The sequence below is a fragment of the Leptolyngbya sp. FACHB-261 genome (genome assembly GCF_014696065.1).
Taxonomy (GTDB): Bacteria; Cyanobacteriota; Cyanobacteriia; order FACHB-261; family FACHB-261; genus FACHB-261.
Map to the genome: position 1 here is coordinate 69,821 of NZ_JACJPL010000022.1, position 13,678 is coordinate 83,498.

17 protein-coding genes and 1 tRNA gene are annotated in these 13,678 nt (G+C 52.0%); 11 read left to right on the plus strand and 7 right to left on the minus strand.

What is annotated here, in order from left to right; translation table 11 throughout:
• Positions 1 to 38: 38 nt before the first annotated feature.
• Positions 39 to 1,433, minus strand: coding sequence for a UDP-N-acetylglucosamine 1-carboxyvinyltransferase (gene murA, locus H6F94_RS13230; RefSeq protein WP_190802713.1), 1,395 nt, complete (start codon positions 1,431 to 1,433; stop codon positions 39 to 41).
• Between the two features lie 206 nt (positions 1,434 to 1,639).
• Here murA and H6F94_RS13235 point away from each other — a divergent pair.
• Positions 1,640 to 1,723 (plus strand) — tRNA-Leu (locus H6F94_RS13235).
• Between the two features lie 26 nt (positions 1,724 to 1,749).
• Positions 1,750 to 2,589 carry a TrmH family RNA methyltransferase gene (locus H6F94_RS13240; RefSeq protein WP_313949284.1) on the plus strand — a complete coding sequence of 280 codons (840 nt, stop codon included), beginning with the start codon at positions 1,750 to 1,752 and terminating at the stop codon, positions 2,587 to 2,589.
• Positions 2,590 to 2,602: 13 nt separating this feature from the next.
• Here the strand turns inward: H6F94_RS13240 and H6F94_RS13245 are convergent, their stop codons facing one another.
• The 3 genes from H6F94_RS13245 to ebsA form a co-directional block, all read right to left on the minus strand.
• The gene (locus H6F94_RS13245; protein WP_190802714.1) at positions 2,603 to 2,857 is read right to left on the minus strand and encodes a TIGR02450 family Trp-rich protein; all 255 of its coding nucleotides are present in this window, start codon (positions 2,855 to 2,857) and stop codon (positions 2,603 to 2,605) included.
• A gap of 10 nt (positions 2,858 to 2,867) precedes the next feature.
• Positions 2,868 to 3,986, minus strand: a complete 1,119-nt coding sequence (locus H6F94_RS13250) for a phosphotransacetylase family protein (RefSeq protein ID WP_190802715.1) — start codon at positions 3,984 to 3,986, stop codon at positions 2,868 to 2,870.
• Between the two features lie 168 nt (positions 3,987 to 4,154).
• Positions 4,155 to 4,538 carry a type IV pilus biogenesis protein EbsA gene (gene ebsA, locus H6F94_RS13255; RefSeq protein ID WP_190802716.1) on the minus strand — a complete coding sequence of 128 codons (384 nt, stop codon included), beginning with the start codon at positions 4,536 to 4,538 and terminating at the stop codon, positions 4,155 to 4,157.
• 638 nt (positions 4,539 to 5,176) lie between these two features.
• Here ebsA and H6F94_RS13260 point away from each other — a divergent pair.
• From H6F94_RS13260 to H6F94_RS13290, 7 genes are all read left to right on the plus strand, one after another.
• Positions 5,177 to 6,595, plus strand: coding sequence for a glycosyltransferase family 2 protein (locus H6F94_RS13260; RefSeq protein ID WP_190802717.1), 1,419 nt, complete (start codon positions 5,177 to 5,179; stop codon positions 6,593 to 6,595).
• Positions 6,595 to 7,323 (plus strand): RibD family protein, encoded by a 729-nt coding sequence (locus H6F94_RS13265; RefSeq protein ID WP_313949285.1) that lies wholly within the window; start codon positions 6,595 to 6,597, stop codon positions 7,321 to 7,323. The genes H6F94_RS13260 and H6F94_RS13265 overlap by 1 nt, the downstream gene beginning before the upstream one ends.
• Before the next feature lie 15 nt (positions 7,324 to 7,338).
• Positions 7,339 to 7,722, plus strand: coding sequence for a C6orf136 family protein (locus H6F94_RS13270; RefSeq protein ID WP_190802718.1), 384 nt, complete (start codon positions 7,339 to 7,341; stop codon positions 7,720 to 7,722).
• A gap of 15 nt (positions 7,723 to 7,737) precedes the next feature.
• Entirely contained in the window at positions 7,738 to 8,160 is a 423-nt protein-coding gene (locus H6F94_RS13275) for a Dethiobiotin synthetase (RefSeq protein WP_190802719.1), read from the plus strand.
• A gap of 184 nt (positions 8,161 to 8,344) precedes the next feature.
• Positions 8,345 to 9,094, plus strand: coding sequence for a rod shape-determining protein MreC (mreC, locus tag H6F94_RS13280; protein WP_190802720.1), 750 nt, complete (start codon positions 8,345 to 8,347; stop codon positions 9,092 to 9,094).
• A gap of 64 nt (positions 9,095 to 9,158) precedes the next feature.
• Positions 9,159 to 9,731: a rod shape-determining protein MreD gene (gene mreD / locus H6F94_RS13285; protein WP_190802721.1), complete on the plus strand. Its 573-nt coding sequence runs from the start codon at positions 9,159 to 9,161 to the stop codon at positions 9,729 to 9,731.
• 54 nt (positions 9,732 to 9,785) lie between these two features.
• Positions 9,786 to 9,974, plus strand: coding sequence for a CPXCG motif-containing cysteine-rich protein (locus H6F94_RS13290; RefSeq protein WP_190802722.1), 189 nt, complete (start codon positions 9,786 to 9,788; stop codon positions 9,972 to 9,974).
• A 38-nt stretch (positions 9,975 to 10,012) separates the two neighbouring features.
• Here H6F94_RS13290 and H6F94_RS13295 read toward each other — a convergent pair whose 3' ends face one another.
• From H6F94_RS13295 to H6F94_RS13305, 3 genes are all read right to left on the minus strand, one after another.
• Positions 10,013 to 10,471 carry a secondary thiamine-phosphate synthase enzyme YjbQ gene (locus H6F94_RS13295; protein WP_190802723.1) on the minus strand — a complete coding sequence of 153 codons (459 nt, stop codon included), beginning with the start codon at positions 10,469 to 10,471 and terminating at the stop codon, positions 10,013 to 10,015.
• Between the two features lie 470 nt (positions 10,472 to 10,941).
• On the minus strand, positions 10,942 to 11,658 hold the full coding sequence (locus H6F94_RS13300) for a hypothetical protein (RefSeq protein ID WP_190802724.1): 717 nt from the start codon (positions 11,656 to 11,658) through the stop codon (positions 10,942 to 10,944).
• Between the two features lie 14 nt (positions 11,659 to 11,672).
• Positions 11,673 to 12,347: a hypothetical protein gene (locus tag H6F94_RS13305; protein ID WP_190802725.1), complete on the minus strand. Its 675-nt coding sequence runs from the start codon at positions 12,345 to 12,347 to the stop codon at positions 11,673 to 11,675.
• 281 nt (positions 12,348 to 12,628) lie between these two features.
• Between H6F94_RS13305 and H6F94_RS13310 the strand changes: the two genes are divergently transcribed.
• A complete protein-coding gene (locus tag H6F94_RS13310; protein ID WP_396426432.1) occupies positions 12,629 to 12,796 on the plus strand; it encodes a hypothetical protein in 168 nt (55 codons plus the stop codon).
• A 257-nt stretch (positions 12,797 to 13,053) separates the two neighbouring features.
• A complete protein-coding gene (locus H6F94_RS13315; protein WP_190802726.1) occupies positions 13,054 to 13,365 on the plus strand; it encodes a hypothetical protein in 312 nt (103 codons plus the stop codon).
• Positions 13,366 to 13,678 lie beyond the last annotated feature (313 nt).

The window sequence follows — 13,678 nt, forward strand, 5'->3', positions numbered from 1 at the left end:
GTAACCCTTATTACCCCTAAATTGTAAGGGCCAAAGACTCAACTCAAGACCGGCGGCAAGGTTTCGCTAGATTCTGCCAGCAAATCAGGGTCATAGCTGTTACGCCGCTCCAGATCAGCACCTAGATTACGTAGCTTCTGTTCCAGACGGTCGTAACCCCGGTCTAAGTGATGCAATCCAGTCATCGTGGTTTCGCCCTGAGCGGCTAAGCCAGCCAACACCAAAGATGCTGAAGCTCGCAAGTCAGTCGCAACCACAGGTGCGCCCGACAGGAAGGGCACGCCCCGCACAATCGCGATGTTATTCTTCACCCGAATATCGGCGCCCATGCGATTCAGCTCAGCGAAGTGGCGCAGGCGGTTTTCGAATACTGTCTCGGTAACCACACTATTGCCCTCCGCCAATGCGAGCAGGGCCATAAACTGCGCCTGCATATCTGTGGGAAAGCCAGGGTAAGGCAGGGTTTCTAAGTCAGTTGCCAGAGAGCGTTCACCGGGGCTAATCAGCAGCCGATTGGGTGCAGTGCTACGAATGGTCGCCCCCATCGCTTGCAGCTTGGCGATCACGGCAGTGAGATGCTCCGGCACCACGCAAGACAGCTCTAGCTCAGAGCGTGTAATCGCTCCAGCCACCAAAAAAGTTCCGGCCTCAATGCGGTCTGGAATAATCGAATACTCAGCCCCATGCAGTTGAGGAACGCCTGAAATCACAATCGTGTTGGTTCCCGCTCCCTCGATCTGAGCGCCCAAAGCGCGGCAGAAGTTAGCGAGGTCGACCACTTCGGGTTCCCGAGCTGCATTTTCAATCAGCGTCTCGCCCTCTGCCAGCGTTGCAGCCATCATCAGCGTCTCGGTTGCGCCAACGCTGGGATAATCCAGGTAAATTCTGGCGCCCTGCAAGCGCTTCCCTTTCTTGACGCGAGCATGCACCAGGCCATGCTCGATCTGAACTTCTGCTCCCATGGCTTGGAGACCTCGCACATGCAGGTCCACCGGACGCGCGCCAATTGCGCAACCACCCGGCAGAGGCACCCGCGTTTCTCCCAGCCTGGCCAACAGAGGACCAATGGCAAAAAAGCTGGCACGCAACTGGCTGACTAGCTCGTAAGGCGCGTCGGCTAGCGTGATGTCCCGAGCGTCAATTTCCAGACTGCTGCCATCCCGCCGGATAGCAACGCCGAGCGTTGCCAGAATCTCCAGCATGCAGGCGACATCGACGAGGGAAGGAATATTGTGCAGTCGGCAGACCCCTGGTGCTAGCAGCGCCCCTGCTAGAATCACCAGCGCCGAATTTTTGGCTCCACTGATCGGAACACATCCTGATAGCCGAACTCCGCCTCGAATGTGCAGAACGGCCGTATTGGCTTCAGGGGAAGCAGCAGAGTCTGATAGGCTAAACAGCGACTTAATGGCTCTACCCTCGCGCGATTGCAATCTGGAGAATAGCCCAGCTCAAAACCTTAAAATTTGGCTAATTTCAGCAGGTTATGGCTAGGCAGTATCTGAATACTGAACTGAATATGACCCACTGTAGGCAACCTCACATCTAGTGATTGACAGAATTCTTTTTTTCAGGCAGGATTAAAGACTGCAATGAGTGAATGCCTAAAAGGCAAGCTTTAATACTCAAAGCACTTTCTGCGGAACTGGCGGAATTGGTAGACGCGCTAGATTCAGGTTCTAGTGTCTGCAAAGACTTCCGGGTTCAAGTCCCGGGTTCCGCATCTTAATTTTTACGGGCACGATCGTCGTGTCCGTATTGTTTTTTGTCCCATTTTATTCACTCCACGCTCATTGCTCGACCGTGATCACCAGTTCACAGAACCCGCTTGTCAAGCGACTGCGTAAGCTGAGCCGAGCCAAAGACCGAGCCCGCGAGGGGTTACTACTTCTAGAGGGCACCCACTTGTTGGAGGAGGCTCTGCGCGTGGGCTGGCCCCTAGAGATTGTGTGTTACACCCCAGACTGGGCACAGGCTCACCCTGAGCTGCTGAGCACGATCGAGCAGCAAGCGGAGATGAATTGCCAGGAATGCTCCCCTGAGGTGGTTGCTGCGATCACCACGACTGTCAGCCCCGATGGCGTTGTAGCAGCTGCACAGCGCGACTGGAGTGGACGTCCAACCCTGGCAGCAAAGTCCCTGACATTAGTACTGGAAACCCTGCAAGACCCCGGCAACTTGGGCACGATCATTCGTACAGCGGCAGCGGCGGGCAGTGATGGTTTGCTGCTTAGTGCTGACAGCGCCGATCCGGAAAACCCTAAGGTGTTGCGGGCTTCAGCTGGAACCTGGTTTCACTGTCCCATGCAACGAGTGACGGTCTTGAGTGAGACCATCCAAGCGCTCAAAGCTCAGGGTATGCAAGCCATTGCCACTTTGCCCACTGCGCCTTTGACTTACTGGCAGCAAGATTTACGCCCCCCAACACTCATTCTGTTAGGCAATGAAGGGGCTGGTCTGTCACCCGAGTTGATTGACCTAGCCGATCACCAAGTCAGCGTGCCTCTCAGCCCTGGTGTGGAATCCTTAAACGTCGGCATTACAGCCGCACTCCTGCTTTACGAAGCCAGACGCCAGCGCAGCTTTTAGGAGGTCGCCTAGGTTAAGCCCCCTCTTCCAAATCCGCTTGTTCCGCCAGCGACTGCCAGCCTGGCGACCAGAGCGCACGGTTTTTGAGGGTGCGAGCATTCAACCAAAAGCGTACCGACTCATCGCAGGCGGCAACTAATTCGGCAAATATCAAGTTGCCCTGATTTTTGCGATTAGCCACCCGGAAATGCCGCCAGCCCAAGGTATCAACCCGAGCCGTCCAGCGAGAACCTACTAGGTGAGGGAGTTTCTGTTTACGTGCAGGCATAAAGAACAGGCTAAGGCTTGAGAGCCAGTTCCAAACCTAGTTGCGCCAGCAGCCGAGGCAGATCGAAATGCTGTGCCATCAGTTGCTGGATGCACTGGACTTTAGCGGTTTCGTTGACTCGCACCTGACCAAAGGTGTGCTCAGCAATCGCAACAGTGGTTAGCGTGTCGTGGTCTACCGAAAGGATTGGAACCTCTAACTCCTCTGCCCGTTGCAAAATTACGGCAGGTGGGGGCAGGTGGCCGGTAAGAATCAGGCAGTGGGTCGAGGTTTCTAGCGCCGCAAATTGGATATCAGTGCGGTCACCCCCTGTCACCACAGCTTTATTGTTGGCGCGGCGGAAGTATTTCAAGGCTGAGCTGACATTCATGGCACCAATGGTCAGGTTCTCGACCATCAGATCCAAACGGTCACCACAGCAGAGCACCTCTGCATCTAAGTGGCGCACCAGTTCTGCCACACTGACACTGCGCAAAAGATTGTTGGCGGGCAAGACTCCTAAAACCGCGATCCCCTGGCTCTCCAGGAAGGGCTTGACGGTATTCTCGACCGTGGACAACTGGTCAGGGGGAATGTCATTGATGACAACACCTAACAGTTGCTCTCCCATCTGCTGTTTAGCTGCTAGTAATGGGTCAACCGTCCGACTAATTGTGCGGAAGCGGGACACTAGTAGCACTTGAGCCTGGAGCCTAGTTGCCACCTGAGACAGCGATAAGTCAAACAGACGCCCTTCGTCTAAGTCACCAGGGCCTTCCATCAGAACTAAATCGCCATTTAACTGCTCTCCCCATGACTCCGCTAGCCTTTGAGGGTAATCGGCATGGTCTTGACCTTGCAGCTGAGCCGTGATCGCTGCCTCATCCAGGTTTAGAACTGTAGGCCGAATCCGCTCTGGCCCCAGATTAAGGATGGTGGTCATAAAGAGGACATCCTCTTCAATCAGAGGTTGTCCAAACTGGCTGCTTGGGCTTTTTTGGCTTTGAAAGCAGGTGCCCAAGGGCTTGCCATAGGCAAAGTCAATGCTTTGGTCTTGTAGCAAACTAGCCAAACCTAGAATGACAGCAGACTTACCGCTATAGGGTTCGGTCGAACCGATCAGTAGGTGGCGTTGCAATTTTTGGGGCACTTTCGGTAGATTTCTCCTCAGGCAGGGCTAATGCCGCTGACACAGCGATTGCTTACACATTCTAATGACTACGCAGACCCCCTTTGGGTATCAAAAGTTTCCAGCTTCTGCCGCAGCCATGCTGAAGTGCTAGTTGTCAGCACCTCAGCATGTCTCTAACTAGCTTTTCTAGTCGTCCATATGTAGGAGTTTGCGGTAAAACGTTTTGGAAAAGTCAGGCGCATTGCCACGCTTAAGCGTTTGGATGACATCAATGAGAAAGCCTACGTACTCGAAGTTAGACATCGTCACTTCGTAGCTCAACTCAGAGCTGCCATCAAACTGAATGCGGCAGCGCGTTAAGTCAGCGGGCAAGCTGGAAACGTTCCAGGTGGCCAGGAAGGGGATGCCCTCACCCCCCTCAATGTCTCGTCGACCTTCCAGAAGACCCTTCTGGTAGAGACCAATGGCGAAGGGAAGCAAACTACGCTTAGTGCCCTGAGAGTAATAGGGCATGTAGACGTTTACATCTTTCGGCGCAGCAGGTTGAAGATCAATCGTCGGGGTACTCATCGAGAGCAGGTCCTCCAGTGGTGTCCTCAGGATTCCCGTTCTTCCTGGCAGAACTCCTCTGTCCCACGTGGGATGTCTTCAATGAGGCTGCCCCAACGAAACCACCCAGTGAGTACGAGAGGGAACAGAACGGGGTCCACATCTTTAAGGTTACGCCCTAACACTAAGCTCGAAAGCTCTTCAGCTTAGGCCAGGGCTAATCCCATTCAGTACAGATCTGAGACCTCCCAGTCTGTAGCTCAGATCACAGGCTCAGCTTGAAAGGCTTAGCTTGAAACAGTTCTTAGCTTGAAACAGTGATTGAGGTGTTGGTCGAAGTGTTTGTTGAGGCAGTTTGGCCGAACTCTACTCCTCAATGCCCGGTCAGGGTAAGTGAAGTGCAATGCTAATGATCCCGCAAGTGATCCCAGAATACTGGGGAGTTTGGCAACGTTGGCTACAATGAGGCTGCACTGGCCTTTACGAAGCCGGGGGCAACGACATCCAGAATCTACATCAGCCTTAAGGGTGATGTGGGTCGAGCGTTACCGTTAGCTTCGAGGCAAGCCCTCCCTCGGTGGGGTTGACCATCTGGTGTTGTGAGTTCCCATGGTTTGAGTAAGGCCTAAGCCGTTACTGGTGGTTGAATCAGGGAACCTATGCCGGAGAATGCCTGGCCCGATAAGGCTGCTGACTACGCGTCTGTTCGTGAATCGTCCGAGCTGGACTTTGAAAGTGGGACAGAGCGCCGCCGCTTTAAGGCTGCCTTTGCGCTTCTAACTGTTTGGGGAGCGGTAGGTCTGCTCCATCTGCTGTCTTGGGGCTACTGGTTCGTATTGAGCCTCACGGCGATGATGACAGCCTACTCAGTGCGGCTATGGCTGGTACGTCCCCTACTGCGGCCATCGCCTCTACCGGATGATCCTGATACCTGGCCTTTCGTCTCGCTCTTAGTTGCAGCTAAGGATGAAGAAGCGGTTATCGGCTCGCTGGTTAAGCGTTTGTGCGAGTTGGACTACCCAGCCCATCGTTACGAGCTTTGGGTGATTAATGACAACAGTTCGGATCGCACCCCGCAAGTTCTAGACCGCTTGGCTCAGGAATATGACCAACTGAAGGTACTGCACCGTTCGGCAGTAGAAGCTCGGGGGGGCAAGTCAGGCGCACTCAATCAAGTCTTGCCTCTGTGCCGGGGCGATATTGTTGCGGTCTTTGACGCCGATGCTCAGGTATCTGAGGATCTGCTGCAGCGTACCCTACCCCTGTTCAACCGGCCTCAAGTGGGTGCGGTACAAGTGCGCAAAAGTATCGTGAACGCGGACACCAACTTCTGGACGCGGGGGCAGCAGGCTGAGATGGCATTGGACGGCTTCTTCCAGGAGCGACGGATCTGGTCCGGCGGGTTAGGGGAGTTGCGTGGCAATGGTCAATTTGTGCGTCGCCAGGCCCTGGAAGACTGCGGCGGCTGGAACGAAGAGACAATCACCGATGATCTAGACCTGACCCTGCGGTTGCACCTAGCCAAATGGGATGTTGATTTTCTGCTCAATCCAGCGGTATCGGAAGAAGGGGTAACTCGGGCACTAGCGCTCTGGCACCAGCGTAGCCGTTGGGCTGAAGGTGGTTATCAACGATATCTCGACTACTGGCGCCTGATCATGTCAGGGCAGTTAGGGCCTCGGAAGACCGTCGACCTGCTCATGTTTTTGGTGACTCAGTACCTTCTGCCCACAGCAATGGTGCCCGACACGCTGCTAGCTGTCGTGCGCAACCGTCCGCCTCTGCTGGGGCCTGCTGAGTCTCTGGGCTTTATCCTGTCCCTGGTAGGTATGTTTATCGGTCTGCGCCGCATTCAAAAAGCAACTCAGCCTATTGCTAACCGCTCTGTGCCAACTGCCCTGATGCAGACTCTGCGCGGTACAGTCTACATGCTCCACTGGCTACCCGTGATGGCCAGTACCACGGCTCGGATGTCAGTGCGGCCTAAGCGCCTGAAGTGGGTGAAAACGGTTCACGAGGGCATGGGTCTGGAAGATGATCCAACTGACGAACTCTGGTTGGATGTGCCTGGCGGCTAGTGCGGCCCCACACGACGCTGGTTCTAGCCATGAGTGCCGATGGTAAATTGTCGGCTGCTGCTGGTGAGGCTGCTCGCTTCTCATCGGCAGCCGATCTAGCTCACTTAGAGGCGCAAGTGGCGCAAGCGGACGCAGTCCTGATTGGTGCCGGAACGCTGCGGGCCTACGGCACTACGCTTTCGGTTCGTGACCCAAAGCTTCTGGAACTGCGTCGAGCCCAAGGGCGCTCACCACAGCCCGTCCAAATTGCCTGCTCCGGCTCCGGCAATCTGGACCGCAGTTGGCGTTTCTTTCGGCAGCCTGTACCCCGCTGGTTACTAACTACTGAAGCTGGGGCAAAAAATTGGCAAGGTCAAGCTCAGTTTGAGCGGCTGTTGCTGCAGAGAGCCGATCACTTGAATTTCACTGTGGCCTTAGAGGAGTTGTACCAACTTGGCCTCCGACGACTGGTTGTTTTGGGCGGGGGCATTCTGGTCTTTTCTCTGTTGGTCGAAGACCTAATCGATGAGCTTTGGCTCACAGTTTGCCCGCTGCTGCTCGGGGGCGCAATGGCTCCCACTCCCGTGGCAGGCTTTGGCTTCGGTGCGGCACAAGCCCCGAGATTAGAACTGCTCAGCGTTGAACTTCTGGGCGGACTGAGCCAACCTTCCAGCCAAGCCTCTAGCCAAACCTTAGAACAACCGATGGGCCAAGAATTGCTGCTTCACTATCGAGTTTTGCGGGACTGATATGGGATTGAACTGATGGACCTAATTGAGATTTTGCGTGAGGACTATCGTCGCTTCCCCGCTGATCAGCACTATGAGTGCTACGCCGAGGATGTGCTGTTTAAGGACCCACTCACCCAGTTCAGAGGACGAGAGCGCTACCGCCAGATGATTCAATTCATCGGTTTCTGGTTCAAGCAACCGCGCATCGAGCTACACGACATTCAACAAACAGGAGCTCAGATCCGTACCGAGTGGACTTTGAGTTGGTTAGCGCCTCTGCCTTGGCGACCGGCCATTGCAGTCCGGGGTTGGAGTGAGTTGCAGCTCGACGTTCAGGGCCTCATTTGCTCCCATATCGATTACTGGTCTTGTTCGCGGCTGAATGTCTTGCAACAACACTTGCGTATACACAAGTAGTGAAAAGCAGACGCCATGAATTTTGATACTGCCAGAGCATTCTTAATCCGTCAGGCTGCCTGTGCACCATTGAATGGCAGTGGCCTACAGGATCATCAAATGCTCTTGAGCCGGATTCGTCGCGGCTTACCGCCGCTCCCTGGCCAGATGACCTCAATTTTGCTAGCGCTGAAGGTTGTGTTTGAGGGGTTACGGGGACAAACGCACCTGGATCGACTGTTGGTTATGGCTCTTCATACTCTGGCAACCGAACCATCGCTACAGTTGCAGCAGCGATATCCAGCTCAAACTTGGCCGCCACTCTTGGATGATGATTTGGCGCAGGTCACTAGAGCTGTCGAAAGTATCTTTGCCGACTCCTGGCATTCTGGTCTGACGACCTGGCAGACTCCAGTTCAAGCTTCAGCTCAAGCCCCAGCCTCGGTTGAGGTGTCGTGAGCCAAGACTGAGAGCTGTCAAATGTCAACATTACCTCATCAGAATCGTCCTGATTCGTGGGGATCACTCTATTGATAGATTGCGCTTTTAAAAAAGTTGATAAATGCGACTGAAACCCTGTGAGCTTCTGCAGAAATCTGTAAACATGGAGTAGTGAGGAGACAGCCCAACGGGCTGGGAGTGCATGCAATCTCTGCGTCGCTGGTGGGGCCGCAACAGTTTAGCTCTTGCGCTAGCAGCTGCTAGTTTGAGTGTGGCGTGGGCCATCCGGCAAACCCACGGAGCTCTGGTAATGGAGCTTTATCAAGTGATAAGTCAGCCTCTTGGGATGACTTACACGCAAACCGATCGTTTAACTGATGCCCGAGTTCGAGAGCTTCAATTTCGTTTGACCGAGTTAGAGCGTCAGAATGAGTCGCTGCAAGGACTGCTGGACTACAAACCTTTGCGCTCAGGTGCAGGGATTGCAGCGCCAGTTATTGGTCGCAGTGCAGATCACTGGTGGCAACAGATCACCCTGGGCCGTGGTCAACAGGAAGGCATTCGGCCTGGGAGTGTAGTGGTGGGACCAGGAGGTCTGGTGGGACGGGTCACTTCTGTGTCGCCCAGCACTAGCCGCGTTTTGCTGATTAGCGATCCCTCCAGCCAGGTTGGTGTTGTGATCACTCGCAGCCGTCATATGGGGGTGCTGCGGGGCAAAGCGGGTAATCGGGCTGTGATCGAGTTCTTCGATAAGGACCCAGATGTGCGGCGCGGCGATGTGGTCATGACCTCATCCTTGAGCAGCCTCTTTCCCTCTGGGATTGCGGTAGGTCGGGTGGAAACGCTGAATTTGGAAAAAAGTCCAGCGCCTGAGGCCCAAATCGAGTTGTCAGTACCTATTAGCTATCTGGAGTGGGTGATTGTTTATCCCGGTCGGCCTCAAGGGCGGTAGCTAAGGGCAGTAACATAGTTCATTCGTGTTCCTAGCTCCTGTCTCAACCCAGAAAATCAGAACTATGGCCCGACCTGCCCCTTTTCCCATACACCAGCGCATTGAGCAGCTTTCCCCTGGGGGGCGCTACTGCCTCAATGCGCTGGTGTCGGCGGCTAGTGTGCTGCTGTGTCTCCTGGTGTTGCATCTGCGCTTGCCAGGGATGGAGCTGGCTGGCATTGGTCCCAACTGGTTGCTAATTTGGGTGGTTGCCTGGAGTCTCAAGCGCCCGATGGTTGAGTCAGCAGCAGCCGGAGTTGTCTTGGGCTTTCTTCAAGATGGGCTGACTATGGCTGAGCCGACCCATGCTCTAGGTTTGGCACTGGTTGGACTACTGACCTCTCGATTGCAAAAGCAGCGGTTTTTGCAGGAGGACTTTATTTCGGTTGCGCTGATTGTGTTTGGTATGGCAGTCGTTGCCGAGACGGTGATGGCGGTTCAGTTTAGTTTCAGCGGGGAACGGAGCCTGGCCGAAATCTGGACTTACCATCAGCAGGTCGCGCTCTCATCGGCGATTCTCAGCAGCCTGTGGGCACCGGTGATGTACTTCCCACTCAATCGCTGGTGGCAGTGGATGGACAACTTGAACCAGCCCTAAGCTCAGCTTTAAGAGAGTTGCAGCTCAAGAAAGTTTTGAAAAACTTGGAAAACAATGCAAGATACCACTGAGTTTTACTGCGCCTACTGTGGGGAGCCGAGCGTTGTTTTTATTGATCTCTCCTCGGGGCGAACTCAGTCTTATGTTGAGGATTGCCAGGTCTGTTGCCGTCCCAATATTTTGTATGTAGAAGTCGATGAGGACAGCTTGGAAATCATCATTCAAACTGAGCCAGAGAGCTAGTTTCGAGAAGCAAGTCTAAGAGCAGATCGAACACTTGATCAATGTCGGCTCAAGACAATATTCTCGCCTGAGATTTGGCAAAACACAGTTCTCTTGCGAGGACCATCCAACTCGAAGAATAGAACCGATTGGTAAGTTCCTAGGGCTAGCTTGCCATCCACAATTGGAATCACTTCACTGGTGCTGAGCATCATAGCCATGAGGTGAGAATGGGCGTTCATCGGTTCGTCTTCAGGTACAACTCGTAAGTGCAGGTCGTTGTGCAAATAGCGTTCTGATTCGGGTGCTAGTTTTCTCAAAAATACTTTGACATCTTCCAGTAATCTCTCTTCGTTTTCATTGATTGCTAAGGCGGTAGTGGTGTGACGAGAGAATACGAGAACCTGGCCGTTCTGAATCGAGGTTGAGGCAATCAGCGCCTCAATCTGAGGGGTAATGTTATAGATGTTGATTCCCTGCTCGGTTTCAACCTCGATCAGCTGGTTAAGAATCGTCACTGGCGCACTCCGACACAGATCTAAATTCTGGCAGATTTTAGGCTGGGGTTTTGCGCTTCTGAGCCGTTACAGCAGCTCTTAACCAACTGCTCCTCATCCCCAGTTTTTGACTGTTATCTCATCTGCTTGACTAGCCTCAGCATTGAGTTGGGGGCAGCAACATTTGCCGTTGGCCATCTGGCATTTTAAGTTAGCGGGCCAACATTGGGTTTCAGGGGGCTATGGTTTGCCGTTGGCGGGTGGACATTTGGTGTTGACGGGCCAACATTTAGTTTGAGGGCGGTGTAACTAAATGTTGGCGGGCAAGCATTTGGTCTGAGAGCCCATTTGGAGGTTTGAGCTGCCTCTCAGCTAGCGGGCCGGGGGCTCAAGGGGGATAAGGCGACAAAATTCTCTCAGTAAAGCTCGAAAAGTAGCAGTTTTACCCGTTTTAGCTTTACTCAAACGATGTGCAGCAGTTTTTTCAACATCTACGGTTGAGAGAATTGTTGCACTTCTTGATGAACGCTGATGCCAATTTGCAAGGCTTCGTTCAGTAAATCGATATATTCACTTGCCTGACTAGTTACTTCCATTGTTTTTAAAGTAGTCAAGTTAGTCTCAATGTTCATTAGAAGATCAGCACGTCGAGCCAAAAAACCACGATTTTGTCGCAGGATTTTCTCGGTCATTAAGCCACAAACTAGACTGTTTCTGGCGATCGTTAGCGCTTCGATCACCTGCTGACGATCCATCTTGTGCGTCTGCGAGCTGCTGATCGCGTCTAGTCGTTCAACGATCGCCACTGCTTGCACAACCTCGTTATATTTATCAACTTCGTCTAGTAAGTGGGCAAGCGGTTTGAGCGCTTTACTTTTGAGTGCCATCGTTACGTTCCAGCCTACGATCGCCACTGTACTGATGCTAAAGCTAACTTGCAAAAACCAAGTGATGGTTGACAAATCATTCACAGAATTAGCGTGATTCCGTACCAGAAGAAGACCGATCGGCAGCGTAAAAATGAAGATTAAAACGAAGATAAAGAGTTGCGTTAGGCAAAAGGAAAGGAAGCGTTGCCAAGTTTTGAAAAGACCGGGGCGATAAGCACCACCGACTATTCCCCCAATAAATAGCTCTGTCACTTCCAAGCCAGTCAGATGCTCTAGCTCTTTCGCTGCGATCGTCAGTTGCTTTAATTCAGGGTTCATGTTAGCCACTCACGTTAGAAAAAAAGGCTAAGGAGCGCATTCCAGACACCTGAAAAGAAGCTTCCTTCTCTAGGACGAAAAAGCTCAAACTGTCCTTGTGAACCGAAGAAAGGACGCAATGTCCAGCCGAGTTGGCTGCCAACGAAGCCATAGAGTATTAGCCAAAAGCGGAGAATACTTTTGCGAACTTTAACGCCCTGATCGCCATCATTATCAGAAATAGGCTTCATTACCTGATAGAGGAAGGCAACGCCAATAATACCTGTAAGGGCAAAGGTTGCCACATTAAGCAACAAGAAAAATGAGTAGTCATTAACAGTAATCAAGAAAAACAAGGTGACGGGAGCAAAGCCGCACAGCAAGATTGCAATCACTGAGACGGCTGTGAGTAAATACGTGAAATGTTGCCCAATCGTCTGTTTAGAGCCAAAGAGCACATTAAAAATGTACAGCGTTGGCAAACAGATGACTAAGGTAATCAGGTATAAAGCGGGTAACTTGATAGCAGAAGAAGCAGCTTGAGGCAGGCTATGATAGGAGCCAATAATTGCTCCATAAATGGCGAAGAAGCATGAACTGGAAATAAGGAGCGCCGCCATTTTGGTTTTTAGCCCCACACCGTCATAAATTTCCGCCAAAAATTCTTTGCGGTCGCGCAATAATGAGATAACAGTTGAGAAATAGTTCATTAGTGAAGCTCCTGCAACGGTGGGATCGAGTAGAACCGATCAGTCTTGGGGCGAATTTCAACATACAACGTGGTTTCCAAGATTTCGGATGCTTTACAGAAAACTCATGCTTCTTATGAAGTGAGGTCTAGCTCTTAGCCCCTGTTCAGCTGAGTTTGCCGCAGTCCCATGGCACGCCACACCCATATAAGGTCTACATCTAAAAAGGTTGCTCTGGCATTTGCTGCCATTGCCTACGGTGAAAAGCCTATGAAGAAGAGTGAATGCTTTCGTTTTGCACCATGCAATTTATTGATCAGGCAGAAGTTCAGGTACAGGCAGGGAATGGTGGTGATGGGCTAGTTGCCTTTCGTCGGGAAAAGTACGTGCCTGCTGGGGGACCGTCAGGCGGTAACGGTGGTCGAGGCGGTCCTATCATTTTTCGCTCAATAGTTTGTCGATCTCTCTGAGAAAGGCTTTTATAACGGGCTAGCCTTCCATTGAGTGATTCCTAACTTTATGGTTCAAGGCGGCTGCCCCTTAGGGACAGGCACAGGAGTGTTCAGTTTTTTAAGTCCTCTCAGCGTTGTTGGCCAACATAGCATAGTCATAAAATTTACCTTCAGAAAAGCTTGCTCTGGTTTTGTCCCATTAAACTCTGCCAATCCTAGTCTCTGCCTTGGTAAATCCCACAATATGACCAAAATTACAGTTGGCAGAACACCGTGTGGCTGGCTTGAAGATGATCAGTGAAGAGCTGGAGCTTGAAAAATCATTGACGTTGGGGAGTTTTACGACAAGCATTGAGCAAATTCGTACCAGACTAAAGGCTTACAACAGCTTGCTGGCTCAAATTGACGTCGCCCAAGCTGAGTTAGTAGAAGAAGAAAAGCGTTTGAAACACATGACCTCCGATATGCTAACGGGGGTTGCTTCTAAATATGGCAAGGACAGCTATGAATATAAGCTGGCAGGAGGCACGCGGCGCAGTGAGCGTAAGCGTCCAGTGCATAAGTCAAAGCCAGTATTGCCAGACTAGATAATGATTGAGGTTAGATGAACCCTGAGAGCGGTTAGTAGTTACACTAGTCGCTCTTTATTCTGCTTAGAATTTTTCGACTCTGAAAATAAACTGTGTCTGAATTGAACTAGGGACAAGGCTTTGAACATCTCGTTCTAGCAATGATATTGGCTTTAAGTAATTGAGAGGCTCCCACCTAGGCTCAATGCTTCAGAATTGGTAGTGGCGCAATATTACACTGATTAAAAACTTGAAGAAAATAGTAATACTCTCAATGTTTTAGGCTCAGCCAACTACCCTAAAGGGGTGCATTCTACCCATCTAGACTCCA

Coding starts and splice junctions, on each gene's coding strand:
- mreD (WP_190802721.1), top strand. CDS start 9,159: ATGGCCCGACCTGCCCCTTTTCCCATACACCAGCGCATTGAGCAGCTT.
- H6F94_RS13290 (WP_190802722.1), top strand. CDS start 9,786: ATGCAAGATACCACTGAGTTTTACTGCGCCTACTGTGGGGAGCCGAGC.
- H6F94_RS13305 (WP_190802725.1), bottom strand. CDS start 12,347: ATGAACTATTTCTCAACTGTTATCTCATTATTGCGCGACCGCAAAGAA.
- mreC (WP_190802720.1), top strand. CDS start 8,345: ATGCAATCTCTGCGTCGCTGGTGGGGCCGCAACAGTTTAGCTCTTGCG.
- ebsA (WP_190802716.1), bottom strand. CDS start 4,538: ATGAGTACCCCGACGATTGATCTTCAACCTGCTGCGCCGAAAGATGTA.
- H6F94_RS13310 (WP_396426432.1), top strand. CDS start 12,629: ATGCAATTTATTGATCAGGCAGAAGTTCAGGTACAGGCAGGGAATGGT.
- H6F94_RS13275 (WP_190802719.1), top strand. CDS start 7,738: ATGAATTTTGATACTGCCAGAGCATTCTTAATCCGTCAGGCTGCCTGT.
- H6F94_RS13270 (WP_190802718.1), top strand. CDS start 7,339: ATGGACCTAATTGAGATTTTGCGTGAGGACTATCGTCGCTTCCCCGCT.
- H6F94_RS13260 (WP_190802717.1), top strand. CDS start 5,177: ATGCCGGAGAATGCCTGGCCCGATAAGGCTGCTGACTACGCGTCTGTT.
- H6F94_RS13300 (WP_190802724.1), bottom strand. CDS start 11,658: ATGAACCCTGAATTAAAGCAACTGACGATCGCAGCGAAAGAGCTAGAG.
- H6F94_RS13245 (WP_190802714.1), bottom strand. CDS start 2,857: ATGCCTGCACGTAAACAGAAACTCCCTCACCTAGTAGGTTCTCGCTGG.